Here is a 20750-nt window from a genome sequence, read left to right as displayed (position 1 = left end):
GGAAGGCCGCCTCACGACGACCACCCCCACCGCCACGGCCCGACCTCACACCCGGCACCGTGTCGCGGCTCGGACACGGCAGCGCCACCGCGAGCCGGAACCCGCTCCAGCCCGTCCACCGGCCCTGCGCAACAGCGCCCCCACACCCGGAGGCCTGGCACAGGTCCTCCCGTGACCACCCCCGCCGCACGACCGGACCTCACACCCGGCCCCACGCGGGGCCGCCCCATGACCGCCCCCACCCCCTCGGCCCAGCCTCACACCCGGCCCGACGCACCGCCCGGCACCGTGTCGCGGCTCGGACACGGCAGCGCCACCGCGAGCCGGAACCCGCTGCCGCCGTCCGCTTCGGCGGTCAGCACGCCGCCCCGCTCCGCGACCCGTTCACGGAGATTGCGCAAGCCGCTGCCGCCCGGCCCCTCGACCAGACCGGACCCGGTCGGCTCCTCCCCGGGGGCGACGCCGTCGTTGGACACCTCCAAGCGCGCCCACACGCCGTCGTCGCGCGCGCCGTCCACGGTGAGGCGGATGGCGCAGTGGCGGGCCTTGCTGTGCCGCAGCGCGTTGGTGACGCCCTCCCGGACCACGATGGCCAGCGTCTCGTCGACCGGGCCCGGCAGCGCGCGCCCGGACAGTTCGACGTCGGCGATGACCCCGAGGGACTCGAGCAGTCCGGCCGCCGCCCGCGCCTCCCGCTCCAGGCTCAGCACGCGGTACCCGGCGGACACCGCCCGCACCTCGGACAGCGCATGCCGGGCGAGGGCCTGGGTGCGTGCCAGCTCCTCCTCGGCGCGCTGCGGATCGCTGCGGACGAGCCACCGGATCTGCTCGCTCTGCAGGGCCACCGCGGTCAGCGAGTATCCGCACAGGTCGTGCAGGTCACGCGCGAAGCGCAGCCGTTCACGGTCGACCGCCTGCCGCGCCAGTTCCGTCCGAGCCGACTGCAGTTCCTGGGCCAGGTCCGCGAGCCGCACCACACCGAACAGGGCCAGGCCGCCCACGACATGGGACACCGCCGCGTTGAGGCCCTGCCACGTCGTCTCGCCCAGGGCGGCGACGAGCGGCACCTGGAGGGCGGAGAGCACGGCGAAAGCCACCCATGCGGGCGGCACGGGTGTCGTCAGCAGCACCGCCGCGGCGAAGGACCCCGGGATGCCGACCCAGGTGTCCTGGAAGAACAAGTACGGCACATACGTCACCACCCCGTGCGCGACCAGCGACCAGGGCCACCACGGCTTGCGGCGGCGCACCGCGGCGCGGGTCGAGTGCAGCAGATGAAGACCCAGCGTCACCGCCAGCACCGCCGTAGCCGCCACCAGATGGCCGAACCCGTCGCGGTTGGCCGCCGTCGCCCCGACCGAGGCGACGAAGAAGCCGACCGGTACCAGACACACGATGGCCCGCGCGACGCGCGGACTCCCCCCGTCCCGCCCCATGTCCCCCCTTGTGGACGTCCTGCGAAGCGTTCACGCAATCCCCATACGTGAGGATACGCCGGGGCCGACCGATTGGTCGGGTTCCGGGAGGGAGGCTTCCCGCGCCGCCGCCGAAGCCCGATCATGGCCCGGGGAACCGATCCACAGGCCGTGAAAGGGGCACGACGTGCGGCTGCGATGCGCTGTACTGGACGACTTCCAGCGGGTGGCGACCGAGGTCGCCGACTGGGCGGTGGTCGCGGACGACGTGGAGGTCGTCGCTTTCGACCGGCACATCGAGAGCGAGGACGACCTGGCCGCGGCCCTGGCCGGTTTCGACATCGTGGTGACCCTGCGCGAACGCGTGCCGTTCCCCGGGTCTTTGATCGCCCGGCTGCCCCGGCTGAAACTGATCGTCGCCTCCGGCATGCGGAACTCCGTGATCGACTACGCGGCCGCCGAGGCGCACGGCGTCACCGTGTGCGGCACGGCCAGTTCCTCCACCCCGCCGGTCGAACTGACCTGGGCCCTGCTGCTCGGCCTCGCCCGCGGCATCGTCGAGGAGAGCCGAGCCCTGCGTTCCGGCGGCCCCTGGCAGAGCACCGTCGGCGCCGATCTGCACGGCCGGCGTCTCGGGCTGCTCGGCCTGGGGAAGATCGGCGGCCGGGTCGCCCAGGTCGGCCTGGCCTTCGGCATGCGGGTGAGCGCCTGGAGTCAGAACCTCACCCGGGAGCGCGCCGACGAGGTCGGCGTGGAACGTGCCGGCTCCAAGGAGGAGTTGCTCGCGGACAGCGACTTCGTGTCCGTCCACCTCGCCCTCGGCGACCGCACTCGCGGGCTGCTCGGCCCGGCGGAACTCGCCCTCCTCAAGCCGAGCGCCTACCTGATCAACACCTCGCGCTCGGCGATCGTCGACCAGGACGCCCTGCTGGACGCCCTGCGCGCGGGCCGTATCGCCGGCGCCGGCGTGGACGTCTTCGACGTCGAGCCCCTCCCCGCGGACCACCCGATGCGTACGGCACCCCGCCTCCTGGCCACCCCGCACCTCGGCTACGTCTCGCGCGCCAACTACGCGACGTACTACGGGCACGCCGTCGAGGACATCCGCGCGTTCCTCGACGGCACACCCGTGCGACGGCTCCCCTGACGCATGCCGACCGCTTCCGACGTCCTGATGGCGGGACGTTCCGGTCCAGGACGGGTGATCCGGCCATGATCGCCGTGACCACCCGTGGGCGGGCGCGTTGAACGGTGAGCACGGCGGCGCCACCTGCCGCCGTGCTCACCGAGTCAGAAGGAGAACGTGATGTCTCGCATCGCGAAGGCAGCCGGTGTCGCGCTCGGCACGGGTGCCGTGGTCCTCAGCGGGGCCGGCCTGGCCATGGCCGACGCGGGCGCCCAGGGCAAGGCCGTCGGGTCGCCGGGCGTCCTCTCGGGCAACGTCGTACAGCTCCCGGTCCACATCCCGGTCAACGTGTGCGGCAACACCGTCAACGTCATCGGTCTGCTCAACCCGGCGTTCGGCAACGAGTGCGAGAACAAGGACGAGTCCAAGGGCCACCCGGGTGGCTACGGGTACGGCCACTGATCGCACGCGACACCCCGTACACACACGGAGAGCCCCGGCACCTCGAGCGCCGGGGCTCTCCGCATGCACCGCGGGACGGTCACCCGTACCGGTAGATGTGTTCGTGGCCCTCCAGCTGATCCGGTGTCACGTCCCACGGCGGCAGCTTCTCGTGCCGCGCCACCACCCGCCGGTACTGCGCGCTGCCCCTACCGGGCGGCTTCGCCGGCAGATAGCGGTGTTCGCGGTGCCGCCGCTGCCAGCGGGACCACACCAGGTCGACGAAGGCGTGGTGCAGCCAGAAGACCGGGTCGTTGACGGACGCGCCGCCGACCATGGCCCCGCCGACCCAGCGGTGCACCCGGTTGTGGTTCTGCCAGGAGGCACTGCCCCGGCCGCTCCCCCACCCCTCCAGCTTGTTGCGGAAGCCCTTGCCCGCCGTCGAGTCCCAGGGGGAGGCGTCGTACACCGGGTCCTTCAGGGCCCGCTCCAGCTCGGCCTTGGTCGGCAGCCGGATCGGGTCGCGGGGACGGCCCAGGTCCCGGGTGAGGAACTCCTCGTCGGTCACGCCCTCCTTGATGGTCCAGTTGCCCTCCGCGTAGGCGAACGGCCCGGTCATCACCCGGCGGTCGGAGCGCCGCCCGGTGCCGCCGAGGAGGTCCGCGGTCCAGGGTGCGGACGTGGTCGTGCGGTCGCGCGTCCAGTCCCAGTACGGCACCGACACCGACGCGTCGACCCGGCGCAGTGCCTTCTCCAGGTCCAGCAGGAACTGCCGGTGCCAGGGCAGGAAGGAGGGCGCCATGTGGGCCGTGCGCAGGCCGTCCTCGCCGTCGGAGGTGTAGTACTCGATGTGGGTCCGGACGAACTCGTCGTACTCGCCGCGCCGCTTCACCTCCAGCATCGCCTTCACGAAGCGGCGCTTCTCGGTGCTGGTGAGGGTGCTGACGTCCTTACGCGTGTACGCCATGGGCTCCCCCGTCCAGGTGTCCCGGGGTGGGCGCGGGCAGGTCGCGCAGGCGCTGTCCCGGGCCCAGTTCGTCGACGGCGGCGCGGGTCGCCGCCAGGGGGGTGGGGTAGGAGCGGTAGTGGTCGACCATGCTCAGCCAGCTGCCGTCCGCGCGGCGCATCAGGTGCAGCGGGCGGCCGTCCACGGTGACGTGCCAGTCCACGTCACCGACCTCCTGCTCGGGGGAGGGGATCGGCACGCCGCGGATGCGGCGGCCCCGGTAGGTCTCCTCGAACGTGCCGTCGCCGGCCCACACGTCCGTGTTCTTGCCGTCGGTCTCCTCGGGCCAGGCGGCCAGGGCCACGGGGACGAGCGCGGCGCCGGCCGCCGCGGCCATCAGCCCCCGCAGCACACCCCGCCGGGTGCCGCCGGCATCCCCGTCCCCAGCCGCCGCTCCCACTGGTACTCCGCCGACTCCTACGACCATGTCGTGCTCCTCGTTCCGCTCGGGTTGTCACAGCGGTAACAGCCCGAAGGCCCCCGCGGTCACCACCGCGGGGGCCACACGAGAACACCCGGTACGCTCCGGCGTCCTACAGGCCGGGGCCGATGCCCAGGTCCGCGGTCGGAACCGTCTGCACCAGCGGGGCCAGCACACCCACCTGCGGGAGCTTGGCCTGGGGCAGACCGAAGCCGTCGGCGTCGGGCGAGGTGAGCGGGGCGTCGGCGGAGACGCCCGGGGCCAGCGTCCGCAGGTCGGAGGCGGGGGCGTCGACGCCGACGTGGTCGAAGCCGGCGCCGAGGATGTGCGGCAGGGGCGCGCGCAGGTCCGCGCCGGGCAGGCCGCCGTGGACGGGCAGCTGCGGGACGGCGCGCTCGGGGAGGAGCCGGCCCTCGACGTAGCGGGGCCCCTCGGGCGAGCCCGGCACGGGCACCGGGAGCTGCCCGGTGGCCTCGGGCAGCTCCATGTTGAGCGCCTTCTCGGCGCCGCCCAGCGGCAGGGGAACGGGGACCGTGCCGACCGCGGCGGCGGGGGTCGCGGCGGCGCCGGCCGCGGCCGCCACACACGTGATCACTGCGGCGAGGGTTCCTCGGGTGGTCGACTTCATCTGGGGTACGGTCCCTTTCGCGTGTCGGGCTCTGCGTGCGTACCGAGTAACGAGCCGGGGATCCGCACCAGCGCACAATTCCCCCGACTGCCGCAGTAATACGACGGACCGGCCCCGCCTTCCGACGTGTGTGCGTCAGCTCGTCCAGAAGTCCCACCAGCGCGTGAGGACCAGCATGCCGACGACGCCGAGGTGCAGCACCGGCGGCACCCAGGTGAACTCGTCGAGGAAGCGGCGCACCGCCCCGGGCGCGGGCAGGAACCCCTGGCGCACGACGAACGACGTCACGTACCAGAACAGGGGGATCGTCGCGGCCCATGCCAGACAGCACCACAGGCACAGTGCGTTGATCCGGTACAGCGACTCGAACTGCAGCCACGTCACGAAGCCGACGCCGAACAGGCACCCGGCGTCGAAGGCCAGCCAGTACCAGCGGGGGAAGCGGGCACCGGCCAGCAGGCTCAGGCCGACGCAGATCACGATGCCGTAGGCGACCAGTCCGAGCATCGGGTTGGGGAACCCGAAGGCCTCGGCCTGGTCGCTCTCCAGGACGCTGCCGCAGGACACCACCGGGTTCAGGCTGCAGCCGGGCGTGAAGTCCGGGTCCTCGAGCAGCTTGAACTTGTCGAGGGTGATGATCCAGGACGCCAGCAGCCCGGCCGCGCCGGTGACGACGAGCAGCAGGGCGAACGCCCGGCCGGTGCCCGCCGTGCGCGCCCCGGCGGGCGCGACCGGGGTCACTTCGGCAGCGGAAGACCGCCGAGGAGCCCGCCGTTCGAGTTGAGCCGGGTGGTCGCCTGCTTGACGGTGCTGAGCATCGAGTCCTTGTTCTCGGTGTCGAGGGCGTTGGACTGGTGCTTGAGCGGCATCGGGTCGATGGGCTCCCTGGTGAGCGCGTTGACGGCGCCGTTGAGGCTGGTGGGGGTGACGTCGGCGGGGTCGTAGGCGGCGTGCGCGGGCGCGGCGGCACCGGCGACGACGAGGGAACCGGCAACGACGGCGGCGGCCTTCAGGGACTTCATCGTGAATCCTTTCTTCGGCGACTGATGTCACCGGCGGGGAATTCGGACGCCGTGCCTAACGATGCCTGTGCGGTGCGGAAACCCCGTCGCCAGAACCTCATATGAGTCGCTGAACAGAAGTCGTGCCGGTCCGGGTGGCCGGCACGACGACCGCCGGGTCGGGTGCGGCTCAGGGGGCCTTCGGCAGGGAGGGCAGTCCGGCCAGGTCGGGGGCGGGCAGTTCGCTGCCGACGAGTGTCGCGGCGACGGCGTTGACGAGCCCGGCGACGACCGCGTTGACGGCGGGGGTGACCTGGGCCGCGTCGTCGGAGGTGACGGCCTTGAACAGCCCGTCGGTCGCCTTCTCCAGGGCCGTCAGCGCCTCGTCCGCGAGATCCCCGGGCGCCCCGGCCGGGTCACCGACGGGGGCGGGCAGCGTGCCGGCCTGCGGCAGTGGGCTGCCCGGGGCGGTGGTGCCCGGCGTGGCCGCCGGGGACGGGGCGTTCGCGGTCGCGTGGTCGATGGCGTCCTGCACCGAGGTGCTCAGCTCGGCCGCCTGGGAGTGCGGCAGCTGGCCGCCGTCCGCCTTGAGCACGGCGGTCAGCAGATCGGCGACCGGGACGAGGACGCCGCCGAGGTCACCCAGGCTCTCGACCTGGCCGAGCAGTGCGTCCGCGTCGGGGACGGGAGCCCGGGAGGCCGCCTGGGTGTGCTCCGGGGCGGATGCGCTGTCGGCGGCCACGGCCGCGGGCCCGGTGACCCCGAGCAGCAGCGTGGCGCAGAGCGCGGAGGTCGCGATTCGCCGTGCGGGCAGACGCATGGGGGTTCCTTTCGGTGGTGCGTCGGATCTTGTGCCCACCGTGCGAGCGGCCGGAACGCTCCGCAACCGAGCGAACGCCCCAGGTCAGCGCCATACGCCCGGGTCCGCGGCGTCCCCCCTGGTGAGGCGGCGTGCGCGTGGTCCGTCCGCCGGACCGCACGCCCGCCCCCGTTCGGGGCAACGCGAACGGGCCGTTCTCCCGCGTGGTCCCGCGGGAGAACGGCCGGTCAGGGTTTCGAGGCGACGTCAGTCGTTCTCGCACTCGTTGCCGAACGCCGGGTTCAGCAGGCCGATGACGTCGACCGTGTTGCCGCAGACGTTGACCGGGATGTGCAGCGGAACCTGGACGACGTTGCCGGACAGCACGCCCGGGGAGTGGGCGGCGGCGGCCTGCGCGCCGCTGTCGGCGGCGGCGATGCCGGTGCTGCCCGCGACAGCGGCAGCGGCAGCGGAGGTCAGGACCAGGCCCTTCGCGATACGCGACATGGAGAGGTGCTCCTTGGGGGTTGACACAAACATCCGGGCGGATGCCCGGCGCTTTGTCAACGCCTGGCGTGCACGCGAGTTGTGCCGCCAAAGGAGTGATCTCATCGGAGAGGTCGTCTTCACCGTTCCGACACACACGCCCGGTTTTGAAGGAAAAGTACGGACAGCGTCTAGAGTCGCAAACCTCTCAACACACCCCTACGGCAAGCAAATCGCACTCAGGGACGAGAGGGGACACCACGGTCCGCGAAGCCCTCCGGTGCGGTGGTGACCAGGTGGCCGTCCGGCTCGTTTCCCAGCGGGACGCGGCGTGCGCCGGACGTGCTCTCCGGCGCTGTCGGCACCCGGCAGTTCAGGCGCGTTCCCGCCGTCCCGAGCGCCATCCGTGAGCGAGGAATACCGCGCATGCACCTGTCACCGACCGCCTCTCCGCCACGAGTCCTCCACGTCACGCAACCCGTGGACGGCGGGGTCGCCCGCGTCGTGACGGACCTGGCCGGGGCGCAGCTCGCCGCGGGCCTGCGCGTCACGGTCGCCTGCCCCGACAGCCCCCTCGCGGCCCGGCTCGCGGCGCTCGGCACGGACGTACGGCACTGGGCGGCGACGCGTGCGCCGGGGCCGTCGCTCGCGGACGAGGCACGACGGCTCGCCCGGATCGTCGAGGACGTACGGCCCTGTCTCGTGCACACGCACAGCGCGAAGGCCGGGCTGGCCGGACGGCTCGCCGTGCGGGGGCGGATCCCGACCGTGTTCCAGCCGCACGCCTGGTCGTTCGAGGCGGTGGACGGCGTCACCGCGGCCCTCGCCCGCGGCTGGGAGCGGTGGGGGGCCCGGTGGGCCGCACGGGTGGTGTGCGTGAGCGAGGCGGAGCGCCGGCGCGGGGTGGAGGCCGGGATCCGGGGGCGGTGGAGCGTCGTCCCCAACGGCATCGACGTCGAGCGCTTCCGACCGGCCGACGCAGGCGCCGTACGGGCGCGGCTGCTGCCGGACGGTGACCCGCGCGCGCCGCTCGTGGTGTGCGTCGGACGGCTGTGCCGGCAGAAAGGCCAGGACGTCCTGCTCACGGCGTGGGAGTCCGTGCTGCGGCGGGTGCCCGGGGCACGGCTGGTGCTGGTCGGTGACGGACCGGACCACGGCCGGCTGCGGGCCCTGGCCCCCGGCTCCGTGCTGTTCGCGGGGGACGTCGCCGACGTCGTGCCCTGGTACCAGGCGGCCGATCTGGTCGTCCTGCCGTCGCGCTGGGAGGGCATGGCGCTGGCCCCGCTGGAGGCCATGGCGTGCGGGCGGCCGGTGGTGGTGACGGACGTCGGCGGGGCCCGGGAGAGCCTGCCGCCGGGCCACCTGCCGCACTGCCTGGTCCCCGGCCGGGCCCCGGCGGCCCTGGCCGCGGCCCTCACCGGGCTGCTGCTGGACCCGCCGCTGCGCGCCACTCTCGGCGACCAGGGACGTCGGCACGTCCTGTCCACGCACGACGTGCACCGCACGGCTCAGGCGGTCGCGGACGTGTACCGCGAACTCCTGGACGCGCACGCCGTGTCCACCGAGCGCAGGGAGTCTGTCGCCTCGTGACCGCGGAAAGCACCGTTCCCACTTCCACCGGGCCGTCGCGGGATCCCGGACATCCGCCCGTGTCGGTCCTGCCGTCGCGCGGCGCCGCGTCGGGCTTCCGCTTCCCCGACCGGCGCCCGCCTGCCCGGCCCTCGTCGCCGCTGCCGCTGCTCGCCGCCGACGGCACCGCCGCGGTGCTGGGCGGGCTGGCGCTCTCCGGCACCCAGCGCCACCCGCTGCTGCTGGCGGTACTGGTGGTCGCCTCGCTGCTGCTGCGCCCGCCCCGGCCCGGGCGGGTGCCGGCCGTGCTGGACGAACTGCCCGCGGTGAGCGGCCGGATCGCGGTGGCCTGGCTGGCACTCGCGGCGTTCGTGGCGGCGTACACCCCGCAGCACGTGCTCTCCGCCTCGACGCTGCTCGCCGGTTTCGCGCTCCAGACGGCGGCGAGCGGTGCCGGGCGCGGCGCGGTGCACGCGTGCCGGCGCGCCGAGCTGCTGCACCGGCCGCAGGCCGCGCTCGTCGTCGGGCCCGCCGCGACCGCGCAGCGGGTGGCCGCGGCCGTGCTGCGCCATCCGCGGGACGGAGTACGGCCGGTGGGCGTGGTCACCGACGAGCCGGACGGCAGCGGAGGGCTGCCCGTGCTGACCACGGGCGAGGAGGTGCAGCGGGCCCTCATCCAGAACGGGGTGCGTGAGGTGCTGGCCGTGCACCCCTCCGTGCGGGCCGGGCGGGGGCCGCTGCTGCGGGCGCTGGCCGAGTCGGGCTGCACGGTGTGGGAGGTCGATCCGGACGTGCCGTCGTTCCGGACGGGCGACCGGCTCGCCGGGTTCTCCTGCCGGCGGCTGGACCTCGGGACGGGGCGGCGCGGCAGGACCGGCAAGCGGGTGCTGGACGTGGTGGTGTCGGGGACGCTGCTCCTGCTGGTCAGCCCGTGGCTGCTGCTGTGTGCGGCGGTGCTGCGGATGAGCGACGGGCCGGGGGTCGTCTTCCGGCAGGAGCGGATCGGCAAGGACGGGCGGCCCTTCACACTGCTGAAGTTCCGCACCCACCGCCCGGTCGACGCGCACGAGTCGGCGACCCGCTGGAGTGTGGCGAACGAACGCCAGATGCCGTGGTTCTGCCGCTTCCTGCGCCGCACCTCGCTGGACGAGCTGCTCCAGCTCTGGAACGTCCTGCGCGGCGACATGAGCCTGGTCGGGCCACGTCCCGAACGCCCTTACTTCGTGGCGAAGTTCGGCCAGACCCACCCGGGCTACGCCGCCCGGCACCGGGTACGCACCGGCATCACCGGACTCGCCCAGGTGCACGGGCTGCGCGGGGACACCTCGATCGAGGACCGGGCCCGGTTCGACAACGCCTACATCGACGACTGGTCGCTGTGGCAGGACGTCTGCATCGTCCTGCGTACGGCGGCCGCGCTCGTGCGTCCGACGGGGAGCTGAGCGCGGATGACCCGGATCGGGGCCCAGGCGCCCGTTCTCGCCCTGCTGGCCGTCGTGGTCCTGCTCGCCCTGCCGCTGGGGCCGGGCGGTGAGGGCGGCGCCGGACCGGCCGACGCGGTGTCCGCGCTGGTCGTGCTGTTCTGCGCGGTGCGTCTCGTCCGGGAACGGCGGCAGCCGCTGTCCCGTACGGCCGCCGTGGTGCTGGGACTTCCGGTGCTGGGCGTCGCCTTCGCCGCCATGGGGGCGGTGTCGCCGGGCGAGGGGCTCACCGGCCTCGGCCGCTACCTCCAGATCTTCGTGCTGGTCCCGGCCGCCGTGCTGCTGCTGGTCCGGGACCGGGGCGACTTCCGGCTGCTGGCCTGGTCGTTCGTCGGGCTCGCGGGGTGGCAGGGGGCGGTCGGCGTGCACCAGTACGTGACCGGGACGGGCGCCTCGTACCAGGGGCGGCCGGTGCGGGCCGTCGGCACGTTCGGGGCGCAGGACGTGATGGGGATGGCCACGGTCGTCTCCCTGGGGCTGGTGTGCGCGGTGGGGCTGGCGCTGGGCAGTGCGCCGGTGCGGCAGCGGGTCGTCGCCCTCGCCTGCGCGCTGGTGCTGCTGCCGCCGCTCGCACTGTCCTTCAGCCGCGGGGCGTGGATCGCCACGGCGGTGACGTGCGCGGTGCAGCTCCTGCTGGGCGGGTTGCGGCGGGCGTTCGCGACCGGGGCCGTGGTGGCCGCGGCGAGCGTGATCCTCGTGGGCGGTTTCGGCGTCGGTACGGCGATGCTGCAGGAGCGGATCAGCAGCATCACGCAGGTCGCCGACGCGCCCGATCAATCGGTGACCGACCGGTACACCATGTGGGCGGCGGCGACCGGGATGTGGGGCGGGCACCCGCTGACCGGCGTGGGCCTGAAGGGCTTCCCCGAACACCGCGACTCGCACGCCTCGTTGGCCCTCTCGGCCGGCAGTGACACGGAGGGCGCGGGCGCGGCCTTCCGCAAGCAGCCGCTGCTCTCCCCGCACAACATGTACCTGCTGATCCTGGCCGAGCAGGGGCTGTTCGGACTGCTCGCGCTGGCGGGCAGCTGGCTGGCCCTCCTGCTGTGCGCGGTGCGCGCCCTGTGGCGGACCCGGCGGGCAGGCGCACCGGGCCTCGACTGCGGCCTGGTCGCCTGCGGCCTGCTGGTCTGGCAGCTGACGGACTTCGCCTACGCCGACATCGGCGGCCCGGCCACCGTCCTGACGGCGCTGTGCTTCGGGCTGACGGCGTGGTGGGGTCTGGCTGCCACGGCCGGTCCGGCGACGACCGGCCACGACCGGCCCGGCCCGACCGCCCGGGACATGCCCAAGGAGGCACGGACCCGATGACGGTGACGCCGGAACACACGAACACGGGCGGTGGGACGACGGTGCCCCGGGCGACGAACCCGAACGAACCTCCCGCGGTCCCCCGGGCCGCGCCCCCGAGCGAAACTCCCACAGTCCCCCGGGCCGCGACCCCGCACGAACCTCCCACAGTCTCCCGGGCGACCACGCCGCACGAACCTCCCACAGCCCCCCGGGCCACACCCCCGAGCGAACCTCCAGCGGCCGCCCGGGCCACACCCCCGACCGAAACTCCCACAGCCCCTCGGGCCGCGGTCCCGAGCGAACCTCCCGCAGTCCCCCAGGCCACCACCCGGAGCGAACCTCCCTCAGCCCCCCGGGTCATGCCCCCGAGCGAGCCTCCGCCCGTAGATCGAACCCGGGCCGCGCAGGAGACGGCCGTCCCCCGGGCCGCCGCCGCCCACGGGCCCCCGGCCGTTCCACGGGCCACGGCCGACGCCGGGGCTACGGTCGCCGGGCCTGCCGCGGCTTCCGGCCTCCCCCACCCCACCGCCGGCAGCACCCCCCACCCCTCCCCCGCGGACGCCCCCGTCACCCGCGGGTTCCTCGCCCGGGCCACCCTCCTCACCGCTGTTCTCTCCTTCGCCGGGGCCCTGCTCGGGCTCGTGCGGGATCAGGCGCTGGCGCGGATGTTCGGGGCCGGGAGTGCGACGGACGCGTTCCTCGTGGCGTGGACCGTGCCGGAGTTCGCCGCCACGCTGCTCATCGAGGACGGACTCGCCATCGCGCTGATCCCGGCGTTCGCCCTGGCCCTGGCCCGGCGCGCGCAGGGGGCTCCCGGTGACCCGGTCCGGGCGCTGGTCGCCAGTACGCTGCCCCGGCTGGCGCTGGCCTTCGCCGGTGCCGCCGCGCTGCTGGCCGCGTTCGCCCCCCAGGTCGTGCGTGTCCTGGCCCCGGGCCTGCCCGACCCCGCGCTCGCCGTGGACTGCACCCGGCTCACCGCCACCTGCGTGCTGACCTTCGGCCTCGCCGGGTACTGCAGCGCGGCCCTGCGCGCACACCGCCGGTTCCTCGCCCCGGCGGCCATCTACGTCGCGTACAACGCCGGCATCATCACCGTCGTCCTCACCCTCGGCGCGCGGTGGGGTGTGCGTGCGGCGGCGGCCGGGGTGGCGATCGGCGGCTGTCTGATGGTCATGGCGCAACTGCCCGTGCTGGGGCGTCTGCTGCGGGTCCGGCCGGTGGCCGCATCCACCGGCGAGGAGAGCGGCGGCCGCCCCGTCGGGGTCGCTCTGCTCGCCGCCGTGCTGCTGTTCGCGCTGTGCCGGCAGTCCCAGGTGCTGATCGAGCGGTTCCTCGGCTCCACCCTGCCCTCCGGTGCCATCTCGCACCTGAACTACGCGCAGAAGATCGCCCAGATCCCCATGACCCTGTCGCTGATGCTGTGCACGGTCACCTTCCCGGTGGTCGCGCGCGCCCTGGCCGACGGGGACACCGAGCGGGCCCGCGACCGGGTGGAGCGGGACCTGGCCCTGGCCGCGTGCATGGTGCTGGCCGGTGCGTGCGTCGTCGTGGCCTGCGCCCCGCAGATCGTCGAACTGCTCTTCCAGCGCGGCGCGTTCACCGCCGAGGACACGGCGTCGACGGTCCGGGTGATGCGCGTGTACGCCTTCGGGCTGCTCGCGCACACCCTGGTCGGCGCGCTGATCCGCTCGTACTTCTCGGCAGGGCGCGTCACCTGGTACCCGCTCGGCGCGATGGCCGTGGGGCTCGCCGTCACCGCCGGGATCGGCGCGTCGGCGGTCGGCCCCTGGGGCGTCATGGGCATCGCCGCCGCCAACGCGGCCGGCATCACCGTCACGGCCGCCCTGCTGCTCGCCGGCATGGGCCCGCGCAGCATCCCGATCCGCACCAGGCGCGTGCTGACCGAGCTGACCAGGCCGCTGGCCGCGGCGGCCGTCGCCACGCCCGCGGGCGCCTGGGCCGCGGGCCGGGCCGGCACGCCCGTCCCCTCCCTGCTCGCCGGCGGGCTCACCATCGCCGCCGTCTTCCTCCTGCTCGGCCGGGCCCTGGGCGACCAGGGCTGCGTCACCGCGCTGGCATCCCTCCGTTCCGTCTCACGAAGGCTCCCTCATGGCCGCTCCCGTTGACTCCCCGCACACCGGCACCCGCACCAGACCCGGTCCGGCCCTGTTCGTGACGATGTACCACTCCGTCGGCGACCCCACGGACGACCCCTACCGCATCACGGTCACGCCCGAGCGGCTGGACCGGCAGCTCGGCTGGTTCCGGCGGCGCGGGCTGCGCGGCGTGTCCATGGCCGAGCTGCTGGCCGCCCGGGCCCGGGGTGAGGGCCGGGACCTGGTCGGCCTGACCTTCGACGACGGCTACGCCGACTTCGTGTCCGAGGCCCTGCCCGTCCTGCGGCGGCACGACTGCGGCGCGACCCTGTTCGTGCTGCCGGGCCGGCTCGGCGGCGACAACGCCTGGGACCCGCTGGGCCCGCGCAAGCGGCTGCTGACCGCCGACGGGGTCCGGCAGGCCGCGGCCGAGGGTATCGAGATCGGCTCGCACGGCCTCACGCACGTCGACCTGACCAAGGCGGACGACGTCACCCTGAAGTCGGAGACCGAGGGCAGCAGGACCGTGCTCGCGGAGCTGACGGGTGCCGCGCCCGCGGGCTTCTGCTACCCGTACGGCACGCTCGACCAGCGGGCCGTCGACGCCGTCCGGGAGGCCGGTTACGCGTACGCATGCGCCATCGACCCGGGCCCGCTCGGCGGCCCGCACGCCCTGCCCCGGGTGCACATCGGCCAGAACGACACCGCAGCACGGCTGTTCCTGAAGTACCGGCTGCACCGGCTGCGCCGCCGACCCGTCCAGGAGCCGCGGTGAAGGCCCTGCACATCATCACCGGCCTGGGCGTGGGCGGGGCCGAGCAGCAGCTGCGGCTGCTGCTGCGGCATCTGCCCCTCGACTGCGACGTGGTGACGCTGACCAACCCGGGCAGCGTGGCCGACGGGCTGGCCGCCGACGGGGTGCGGGTCCTCGACCTCGGCATGGCGGGCAACCGGGACCTGGCCGCGCTGCCCCGCCTGGTGCGGATCATCCGCTCGGGCGGCTACCAGCTCGTGCACACCCATCTCTACCGGGCCTGCCTCTACGGCCGGATCGCCGCGCGCCTCGCGGGCGTGCGGGCGGTCGTGGCCACCGAGCACTCCCTCGGCGACTCGCAGATGGAGGGCCGCCCGCTGAACGCCGGGGTGCGTGCCCTGTACCTGGCGGGCGAGCGGCTGGGCCGTACGACGGTCGCGGTCTCCCCCACGGTCGCCGAGCGCCTGAAGCGCTGGGGCGTGCCCGGCCCGCGGATCGAGGTCGTGCCCAACGGCATCGACGTGACCCGTTTCCGCTTCGACGCGGCCCGCCGCCACGACACCCGCCGCCGGCTCGGCCTGCCGGACGACGCCTACGTCATCGGCGCCGTCGGCCGGCTCGCCCCCGGCAAGCGCTTCGGCGCGCTCATCCGGGCGCTCGCGCAACTCCCCGACGACCACCGGCTGCTGCTGGTCGGCGGCGGCCCGGAGGAGGACGTGCTGCGCCGCACCGCCCGTGCGGCCGGGGTCGCCGACCGTGTGCTGTTCACCGGTGAACGCCCCTGCGTCCCGGACGGCACGCCCGGCCCCGACCTGCCGTCGCTGACCTGCGCGATGGACGTCCTCGCATCACCGTCCCCCGAGGAGGCCTTCGGCCTGGCGATCGTGGAGGCCCTGGCGTCCGGCCTGCCGGTGCTCTACGCCTCCTGCCCGGCGCTGGAGGACCTGCCCCCGTCCGCCGCGCCCGCCGCCCGGCGCGTCACCGGCGGCCCCGACGCCTACGCCCGTGCCCTGACGGACGTACGCCGCCAGGGCCCCGCACCGCGCACGGCGCCCGAGGCCGCCCGCCACTACTGCATCACCCGCAGCGCCGCCCGGCTCATGGACGTGTACGCCGCCGCGGCCTCCCGTCCCCCGTTCCCCCTCCAGGAAGCCCGCACCTCATGACCGACATCCCCGCACGGCAGCACCGCCAGGTCACCGCCCTCTCCCGGGCCCTGCCTCCCTGGTCCCTGCTCGCGGCCGGGGCCGTGGCAGGCGGTCTGCTCGGCGGCACCTACGGCCTGGTCAGGACGCCGGCGTACACGGCGACCAGCTATGTCGTCGCCGTGCCGACGGAGAAGTCCGACACCGCCACCGCCCTCGGTTTCGCCCAGGCGTACGGCCGGGTCGCACCCCAGCTCGCGGTGCTCGGCGACGCCCAGGTGTGGGCGGGTGTGCCCGTGAAGACGCTGCAGGACAACGTGCGGACGGCGACCTCGCCGGACGCGCCGATGGTGTCGGTCACGGCCACCTCCTCCCGCCCGGACGTCGCCGCCGACATGGCCAACGCGGTGGCCCGCGCGCTGACCCGGCACGCGGGCGACACCGAGCCGTCCACCCACGTCGAACTCCAGCAGTTCGCCCGGGCGGTGCGGCCCACCGAGCCGTCCTCCGCCTCGGCGACGGTGACGGGGCTGGTCGGGGCGAGCGCGGGCGGCCTGCTGGGCGGTCTGGCTCTGCTGGTCCGGCCGCGACGGGCCGCCGACCGCACCGGACGCCCTGCCGCCGTTCCGGGTCCGGCCGTCGCCGCCGACGCCCACGGGCAGCTGTGACCTACACGGCGGATTTGGTCACCGACGAGCGGGCCTTCGCGGGCCTGGCCGCCGACTGGGACCGGCTGTACCGACGGTGCGCGTCCGCCACCCCGTTCCAGAGCCACGCCTGGCTGCACTCGTGGTGGCAGTCGTACGGCGGACGCGGCCGGCTGCGGCTGGTGCTGGTGCGGCACGGCGGTGAGCTCGTCGCGGCGGCACCGCTGATGCGCGTACGGCGTCCACTCCCGGCCTTGGTGCCGCTCGGCGGGGCGATCTCCGACTACGGGGACGTGCTGCTGGACGACGAACACGGCGAGGGGGCGCTGGCCGCGCTCACCGCCGCGCTCGCGGCCGCCGCCCGGGCCTCCCTGATCGACCTGCGCGAGGTACGGCCGGGCGGCGCGGCCGAACAGGTCTACGAGCGGTGGCCGGGGCCCCGCGGCCGGGTGAGCGACTCGGTGTGCCTGGAGCTGCCGGCCGGGCCGATGGGCGATCTGCTCGCCCGGCTGCCGGCCAAGACCCACCAGCGGCTGCGCGCCAAGCTGCGCAAGCTGGACGCGCTCGGCATCCAGCGGCGTGTCGTCTCCCCGGGGGAAGTGGAGACGGCGCTGCTGCGGCTGCTGGAGCTGCACCGCTTGCAGTGGCAGGGCCGGAAGGTGACGTCGGAGCATCTGCGGACGCGGTTCCGTGAGCATCTGGTGCGGTCGGTCGGGCCGATGGTGCGCTCCGGGAACGCGGTGGTCACCGAGTTCCGGCTCGACGACGAGGTCGTGGCGGTGGACGTGACCCTGCTCTCGCCCCTGCTCGCGGGCGGCTATCTCTACGGCGCGCATCCGGGGCTGCGGGAGCGCAAGGCGGACGTGGCGGCGATGCTGCTCGACTCGACCGCGACCCACACCAAGGACGGCACGCCCGCCACGCTGAGTCTGCTGCGCGGCAACGAGCCCTACAAGCACCACTGGCGCCCCCGGGCGGTGGTCAACCAGCGGCTGCTGCTGGCCCGGCGGCGCACGGCGCCGTTGCTGACGGCGGCGCTGTGGGACGTGGCCGTCCGGAGGCGGGGCAAGGAACTGCTGCGGCGCCTGCTGGAACGCGGTGACGGCGGCCCCTGACCGGGTCCGCCGCCGCCGGCCGTACGTCCGTTCCGGCTACCGCGTACGCGACCACCAGTCGAGGCGCAGGCACAGCTTGCCGCCGATCCAGTACTCGACCCAGTCGCCGAGGCTCAGCGGCGAGCAGTTCGCCGGACGCTCCGGGGTGGGCGTGCTCGGCTGCGGTGTGGGGGTGGGCGCCGGGGGCTGGGCCGGGGCGGTGGGAGTGGAGGGTGTGGTGGGGGCCGGGTCCGGGCTGTCGTCGCGGCCGAAGAGGAAGGACCGGTAGACCTGGGAGGCCCGGGGGTTGTCGTCGCACTGCCACACGCCGTGCGGGCAGTAGTCCGTCAGCGTCTGGTACAGCGGTTTGTGCTCGTCCATCCAGGCGAGCATGCGCTTCATGTACTCAGAGTTGTCGCCATTGCGGAAGAGCCCCCACTCCGGGAAGGAGATGGCCTTGCCGTGGGCCTTGGCGAACTCCACGTGGTGCTGGAGCCCGTATGGTTCCTTCACCTGTTCGTCGAACGACATCCCGCGCGGCTGGTCGTAGGCGTCCATCCCGATGATGTCGACGGTGTCGTCACCGGGGTAGCACTGCGTCCAGGGGACGGCGTCCCGGCCGCGGCTCGGGGTGAAGTCGAACCGGAACTTCTGGCCCGGCACCGAACGCATGGTGGTGACGATCCGGTTCCAGTACGTCTTCCAGGACTCCGGGTCCGGCCCGCAGCGGTGGGTGTAGGTGATGCCGTTCATCTCCCAGCCGAGCACGAGGACCGTGTCCGGCACCCCCAGCTCGACCAGCCGCTCGGCGAGTCTGCGGAAGTGGTGGTCGAAGCGGCCGTCCGCGGCCTGGCGCAGCAGCCGGCGCACCTCCCAGTCGGAGAGGCCCTCCTCGTTGCGCTCCATCATGGGCACGTTGAGGACGAGCAGCCGGTCGGCCCGCTCGCGCCTCCAGTTCGCCCACACGTCGAGGAATCCGGGCAGGCCCTCGATGTTGCTCCAGCGGTCACCCGGCAGGTAGGTGTGCCCGACGCGCAGTTCGGCACCGCCGAGCCAGGAGCTGAGCTGGGCCATCCGGGCCACGCCGCGGGGCCCGTAGTCGAGGTAGGCGCCGAAGGCGGGGAGGTCCCCGGCGGTATGGGGGGCGGCTGAGGCCGAGGGGGTGGCGGATGCCGTGCCGGGTGCGGTGGCGGCCGGCGCGGGCGGCTCGGCGGGTGCCGCCGGTGTGGCCGTCGGTACCGGTCCGGGTGGCTCGGCGTATCGCGCCGAGCCCGCGCCCGCGGCGACCATGTGACCCGACGTCAGCACAGCCGTCGCGGCGACCGCCGCCGCGACGAATGCCAGCCGCCGGGACCGTGCGCGTCGCTGCTGTGTGGCCATGGCAGCCCCTCTCGCTCTTCTCCGCTTACTGACACCCAGTCATATGAATCGCACGGGTGCCACCTTCGCTGAGGCTTTCGAGTGGTTCGCTCCGCCGCACCGGTGACCCGGTGTCACTCGGCTGACCTACCAGAAATACGCACCTTTTACTAAGAAATGTCTACTTGTTCCCATGACTCAGATGAAGCGCACCGCCACGGTGCTTTCCAGCCTGGCCCTGAGTGTCGCCGTCCTCGGCGGCACCGCGACCGCCGCGGACGCGGACCTCCTCCCCGAGGTCAGTGACCAGTCCACCTCCCGGGAGTGCGACGAGCACGACAGCCTGGGCCTGACCCTGCTCGGCATCCCGCTGCTCGGGTTCTTCTTCCCGGACCAGTGCTGATCCGACAGGCCTGACGGGTGCCGGGCGCTTGCGTCCGGCACCCGCTGTGTCAGCCGTGGGAGGTGGCCCGGCCCCGCCGGTAGAGCACGACACCGCCCACGATCAGCGCGGCACTGGTGCCCGCGGCACCGAGCAGGGCGCCGGCGCCGGTCTCGGGGAGAGTGGGCGGCTGCTCCTGACCACCGGGGGGCAGCGGGGGCGTGTGCCGGTCATCCGGAGGCGTCGACTGGTGTCCGCCCGGCGGCGGTGTGTGCGGGGGCTTGGTCGGAGGGGTGTGCGGAGGTTTGGTCGGAGGGGTGTCGCCGTATCCGCCGTCGTCGTCGCCGTATCCGCCGTCGTCCTCATGGCCGCCGTGCGCGTCAGCCTTGCCGGCGCAGGAGTTGCCGAAGGCCGGGTTGAGCGCGGCGACCACGTCGACGGTGTTGCCGCAGACGTTCACCGGTACGTCGATCGGGGCCTGGACGGTGTTGCCCGACGCGGCGCCCGGCGAGTCCTTGGTGACTCCGTCGGCCGACGTATCCGCGAAGGCGGCGCCGCCGCACAGGGACAGGATGCCCGTCGCAGCCGCAGCCGCGACCATTCCCCTGCTCAGGGTCTGTCGCAATGTCGTGGTCTTCCTGCTGGTAGAAGTGGGAAAGGCCGGCCCCGGAACGGACGGTGCTGTCCCAGGGCCGGCCGAGTAGCAGCCGATGCTGCTCGTGCGTTAACGCGTCAGTCGTTCTCGCACTCGTTGCCGAACGCCGGGTTCAGCAGGCCGATGACGTTCACCGTGTTGCCGCACAGGTTGACCGGGATGTGGATGGGAACCTGGATCACGTTGCCCGAGAGGACACCCGGGGAACCGACGGCGGCACCCTGGGCGCCCGAGTCGGCGATGGCCGGACTGGCCATACCCAGAGCCATGATCGCGCCCGCGGCGACGGCAGCGCTCTTCTTCATGAAGTTTCCCTTCTCTGCGGTCATGCCCACCATGACCTGCAGCCTGCAAACGAGGAATTGGCAGTCGAAGAAACTGAACAACGTACGGGGTGGGGGAATTCACTCGATTGCCCCACGAAAAGTTGACAAAGTACGGCCGGGCGACCCGCCGTGGAATTCGGCGGGCCGCCCGGGCTGCGTACTGGTACGGCTCAGTCGCCGTTCGCCGACAGGACCGACAGGTCCTCCAGGATGTGGTTGAGCGCACCGTCCCGCTTGGTGTTCGTGGAGTTGTCCGCGCACTGCTGCTGGACGTGGTCCGACAGGACGGGGATGTCCTGGACCACCACGCCGATGAGGGCGGCAACGCCGACGTCGAGGTCCTGAACGGCGAGACAGGGCTTGTTGAGCGTGCCGTCCACCAGCGAAAGCTGGGGGCTCATGTCGCCCTTGGTCGCCGAGTTGCCGAACGACGACGAGGCGCCGTTGCCGTTGGCGACAGACGGTCCGGAGTCGTCCCCGACGGCAAGAGCCTGGGGAGCAGCCGCCACCGACATTCCGATGACAGAAGCGGCGGCTGCCGCGGCGACCATTGCCTTCTTGAGCACTTCGCGTTCCTTTCCTCGTAGCGACGCATGTCCTACGGCCTCATCAACCGGACTCCGGAT

The 20750-nt window shown here is 73.7% G+C and carries 23 protein-coding genes; 11 read left to right on the top strand and 12 right to left on the bottom strand.

Annotated features, from left to right (window positions below):
* Positions 1 to 257: 257 nt before the first annotated feature.
* Positions 258 to 1436 carry a sensor histidine kinase gene (locus tag BJ965_RS25035; RefSeq protein WP_184910976.1) on the bottom strand — a complete coding sequence of 393 codons (1179 nt, stop codon included), beginning with the start codon at positions 1434 to 1436 and terminating at the stop codon, positions 258 to 260.
* Between the two features lie 166 nt (positions 1437 to 1602).
* Here BJ965_RS25035 and BJ965_RS25030 point away from each other — a divergent pair, with 166 nt between their 5' ends.
* Both BJ965_RS25030 and BJ965_RS25025 read left to right on the top strand, forming a co-directional pair.
* Entirely contained in the window at positions 1603 to 2562 is a 960-nt protein-coding gene (locus BJ965_RS25030; protein ID WP_184910974.1) for a D-2-hydroxyacid dehydrogenase family protein, read from the top strand.
* Positions 2563 to 2721: 159 nt separating this feature from the next.
* The gene (locus tag BJ965_RS25025; protein WP_184910972.1) at positions 2722 to 3003 is read left to right on the top strand and encodes a chaplin; all 282 of its coding nucleotides are present in this window, start codon (positions 2722 to 2724) and stop codon (positions 3001 to 3003) included.
* Between the two features lie 79 nt (positions 3004 to 3082).
* Here BJ965_RS25025 and BJ965_RS25020 read toward each other — a convergent pair whose 3' ends face one another.
* The 7 genes from BJ965_RS25020 to chpG form a co-directional block, all read right to left on the bottom strand.
* A complete protein-coding gene (locus BJ965_RS25020) occupies positions 3083 to 3949 on the bottom strand; it encodes a tyrosinase family protein (RefSeq protein WP_184910970.1) in 867 nt (288 codons plus the stop codon).
* Positions 3933 to 4415 carry a tyrosinase cofactor gene (locus tag BJ965_RS25015; RefSeq protein WP_184910968.1) on the bottom strand — a complete coding sequence of 161 codons (483 nt, stop codon included), beginning with the start codon at positions 4413 to 4415 and terminating at the stop codon, positions 3933 to 3935. Before BJ965_RS25015 ends, BJ965_RS25020 begins: the two co-directional genes overlap by 17 nt.
* Before the next feature lie 106 nt (positions 4416 to 4521).
* Complete coding sequence (locus BJ965_RS25010; protein ID WP_184910966.1) at positions 4522 to 5037, bottom strand: hypothetical protein; 516 nt, start codon at positions 5035 to 5037, stop codon at positions 4522 to 4524.
* A gap of 135 nt (positions 5038 to 5172) precedes the next feature.
* Positions 5173 to 5778, bottom strand: coding sequence for a vitamin K epoxide reductase family protein (locus BJ965_RS25005; RefSeq protein WP_184910964.1), 606 nt, complete (start codon positions 5776 to 5778; stop codon positions 5173 to 5175).
* On the bottom strand, positions 5775 to 6059 hold the full coding sequence (locus tag BJ965_RS25000; protein ID WP_184910962.1) for a hypothetical protein: 285 nt from the start codon (positions 6057 to 6059) through the stop codon (positions 5775 to 5777). Before BJ965_RS25000 ends, BJ965_RS25005 begins: the two co-directional genes overlap by 4 nt.
* Before the next feature lie 169 nt (positions 6060 to 6228).
* The gene (locus BJ965_RS24995) at positions 6229 to 6858 is read right to left on the bottom strand and encodes a hypothetical protein (protein ID WP_184910960.1); all 630 of its coding nucleotides are present in this window, start codon (positions 6856 to 6858) and stop codon (positions 6229 to 6231) included.
* A 246-nt stretch (positions 6859 to 7104) separates the two neighbouring features.
* Positions 7105 to 7344: a chaplin ChpG gene (gene chpG, locus BJ965_RS24990; RefSeq protein WP_031112275.1), complete on the bottom strand. Its 240-nt coding sequence runs from the start codon at positions 7342 to 7344 to the stop codon at positions 7105 to 7107.
* A gap of 405 nt (positions 7345 to 7749) precedes the next feature.
* On the opposite strand from chpG, the gene BJ965_RS24985 reads away from it, so the two are divergent.
* From BJ965_RS24985 to BJ965_RS39485, 8 genes are all read left to right on the top strand, one after another.
* Positions 7750 to 8913 (top strand): glycosyltransferase family 4 protein, encoded by a 1164-nt coding sequence (locus tag BJ965_RS24985; RefSeq protein WP_184910958.1) that lies wholly within the window; start codon positions 7750 to 7752, stop codon positions 8911 to 8913.
* Positions 8910 to 10334 (top strand): exopolysaccharide biosynthesis polyprenyl glycosylphosphotransferase, encoded by a 1425-nt coding sequence (locus tag BJ965_RS24980; RefSeq protein ID WP_184910956.1) that lies wholly within the window; start codon positions 8910 to 8912, stop codon positions 10332 to 10334. The genes BJ965_RS24985 and BJ965_RS24980 overlap by 4 nt, the downstream gene beginning before the upstream one ends.
* Positions 10335 to 10340: 6 nt before the next feature.
* Positions 10341 to 11684, top strand: a complete 1344-nt coding sequence (locus tag BJ965_RS24975; RefSeq protein WP_184910948.1) for an O-antigen ligase family protein — start codon at positions 10341 to 10343, stop codon at positions 11682 to 11684.
* Between the two features lie 341 nt (positions 11685 to 12025).
* Positions 12026 to 13792 carry a murein biosynthesis integral membrane protein MurJ gene (locus BJ965_RS24970; RefSeq protein ID WP_184910946.1) on the top strand — a complete coding sequence of 589 codons (1767 nt, stop codon included), beginning with the start codon at positions 12026 to 12028 and terminating at the stop codon, positions 13790 to 13792.
* Positions 13776 to 14537 carry a polysaccharide deacetylase family protein gene (locus BJ965_RS24965; RefSeq protein ID WP_184910944.1) on the top strand — a complete coding sequence of 254 codons (762 nt, stop codon included), beginning with the start codon at positions 13776 to 13778 and terminating at the stop codon, positions 14535 to 14537. The genes BJ965_RS24970 and BJ965_RS24965 overlap by 17 nt, the downstream gene beginning before the upstream one ends.
* Positions 14534 to 15682, top strand: coding sequence for a glycosyltransferase (locus BJ965_RS24960; protein WP_184910942.1), 1149 nt, complete (start codon positions 14534 to 14536; stop codon positions 15680 to 15682). The genes BJ965_RS24965 and BJ965_RS24960 overlap by 4 nt, the downstream gene beginning before the upstream one ends.
* Entirely contained in the window at positions 15679 to 16329 is a 651-nt protein-coding gene (locus tag BJ965_RS39490) for a lipopolysaccharide biosynthesis protein (protein WP_184910940.1), read from the top strand. The genes BJ965_RS24960 and BJ965_RS39490 overlap by 4 nt, the downstream gene beginning before the upstream one ends.
* Entirely contained in the window at positions 16326 to 17423 is a 1098-nt protein-coding gene (locus BJ965_RS39485; protein ID WP_184910938.1) for a GNAT family N-acetyltransferase, read from the top strand. The genes BJ965_RS39490 and BJ965_RS39485 overlap by 4 nt, the downstream gene beginning before the upstream one ends.
* A 36-nt stretch (positions 17424 to 17459) precedes the next feature.
* On the opposite strand, the gene BJ965_RS24945 is transcribed toward BJ965_RS39485, so the two are convergent.
* The gene (locus tag BJ965_RS24945; RefSeq protein ID WP_184910936.1) at positions 17460 to 18782 is read right to left on the bottom strand and encodes a glycoside hydrolase family 26 protein; all 1323 of its coding nucleotides are present in this window, start codon (positions 18780 to 18782) and stop codon (positions 17460 to 17462) included.
* Positions 18783 to 18954: 172 nt separating this feature from the next.
* Between BJ965_RS24945 and BJ965_RS24940 the strand changes: the two genes are divergently transcribed.
* Positions 18955 to 19164: a hypothetical protein gene (locus BJ965_RS24940; RefSeq protein WP_184910934.1), complete on the top strand. Its 210-nt coding sequence runs from the start codon at positions 18955 to 18957 to the stop codon at positions 19162 to 19164.
* Between the two features lie 49 nt (positions 19165 to 19213).
* Here BJ965_RS24940 and BJ965_RS24935 read toward each other — a convergent pair whose 3' ends face one another.
* From BJ965_RS24935 to BJ965_RS24925, 3 genes are all read right to left on the bottom strand, one after another.
* A complete protein-coding gene (locus BJ965_RS24935) occupies positions 19214 to 19768 on the bottom strand; it encodes a chaplin (protein ID WP_376777939.1) in 555 nt (184 codons plus the stop codon).
* A gap of 107 nt (positions 19769 to 19875) precedes the next feature.
* Positions 19876 to 20127: a chaplin gene (locus BJ965_RS24930; RefSeq protein WP_246545978.1), complete on the bottom strand. Its 252-nt coding sequence runs from the start codon at positions 20125 to 20127 to the stop codon at positions 19876 to 19878.
* A 167-nt stretch (positions 20128 to 20294) separates the two neighbouring features.
* Positions 20295 to 20690, bottom strand: coding sequence for a rodlin (locus tag BJ965_RS24925; protein ID WP_030838260.1), 396 nt, complete (start codon positions 20688 to 20690; stop codon positions 20295 to 20297).
* Positions 20691 to 20750: the final 60 nt, after the last annotated feature.

The organism is Streptomyces luteogriseus (genome assembly GCF_014205055.1).
GTDB classification, from domain to species: Bacteria; Actinomycetota; Actinomycetes; order Streptomycetales; family Streptomycetaceae; genus Streptomyces; species Streptomyces luteogriseus.
This window is presented reverse-complemented; position numbering and strand designations above follow the sequence as displayed.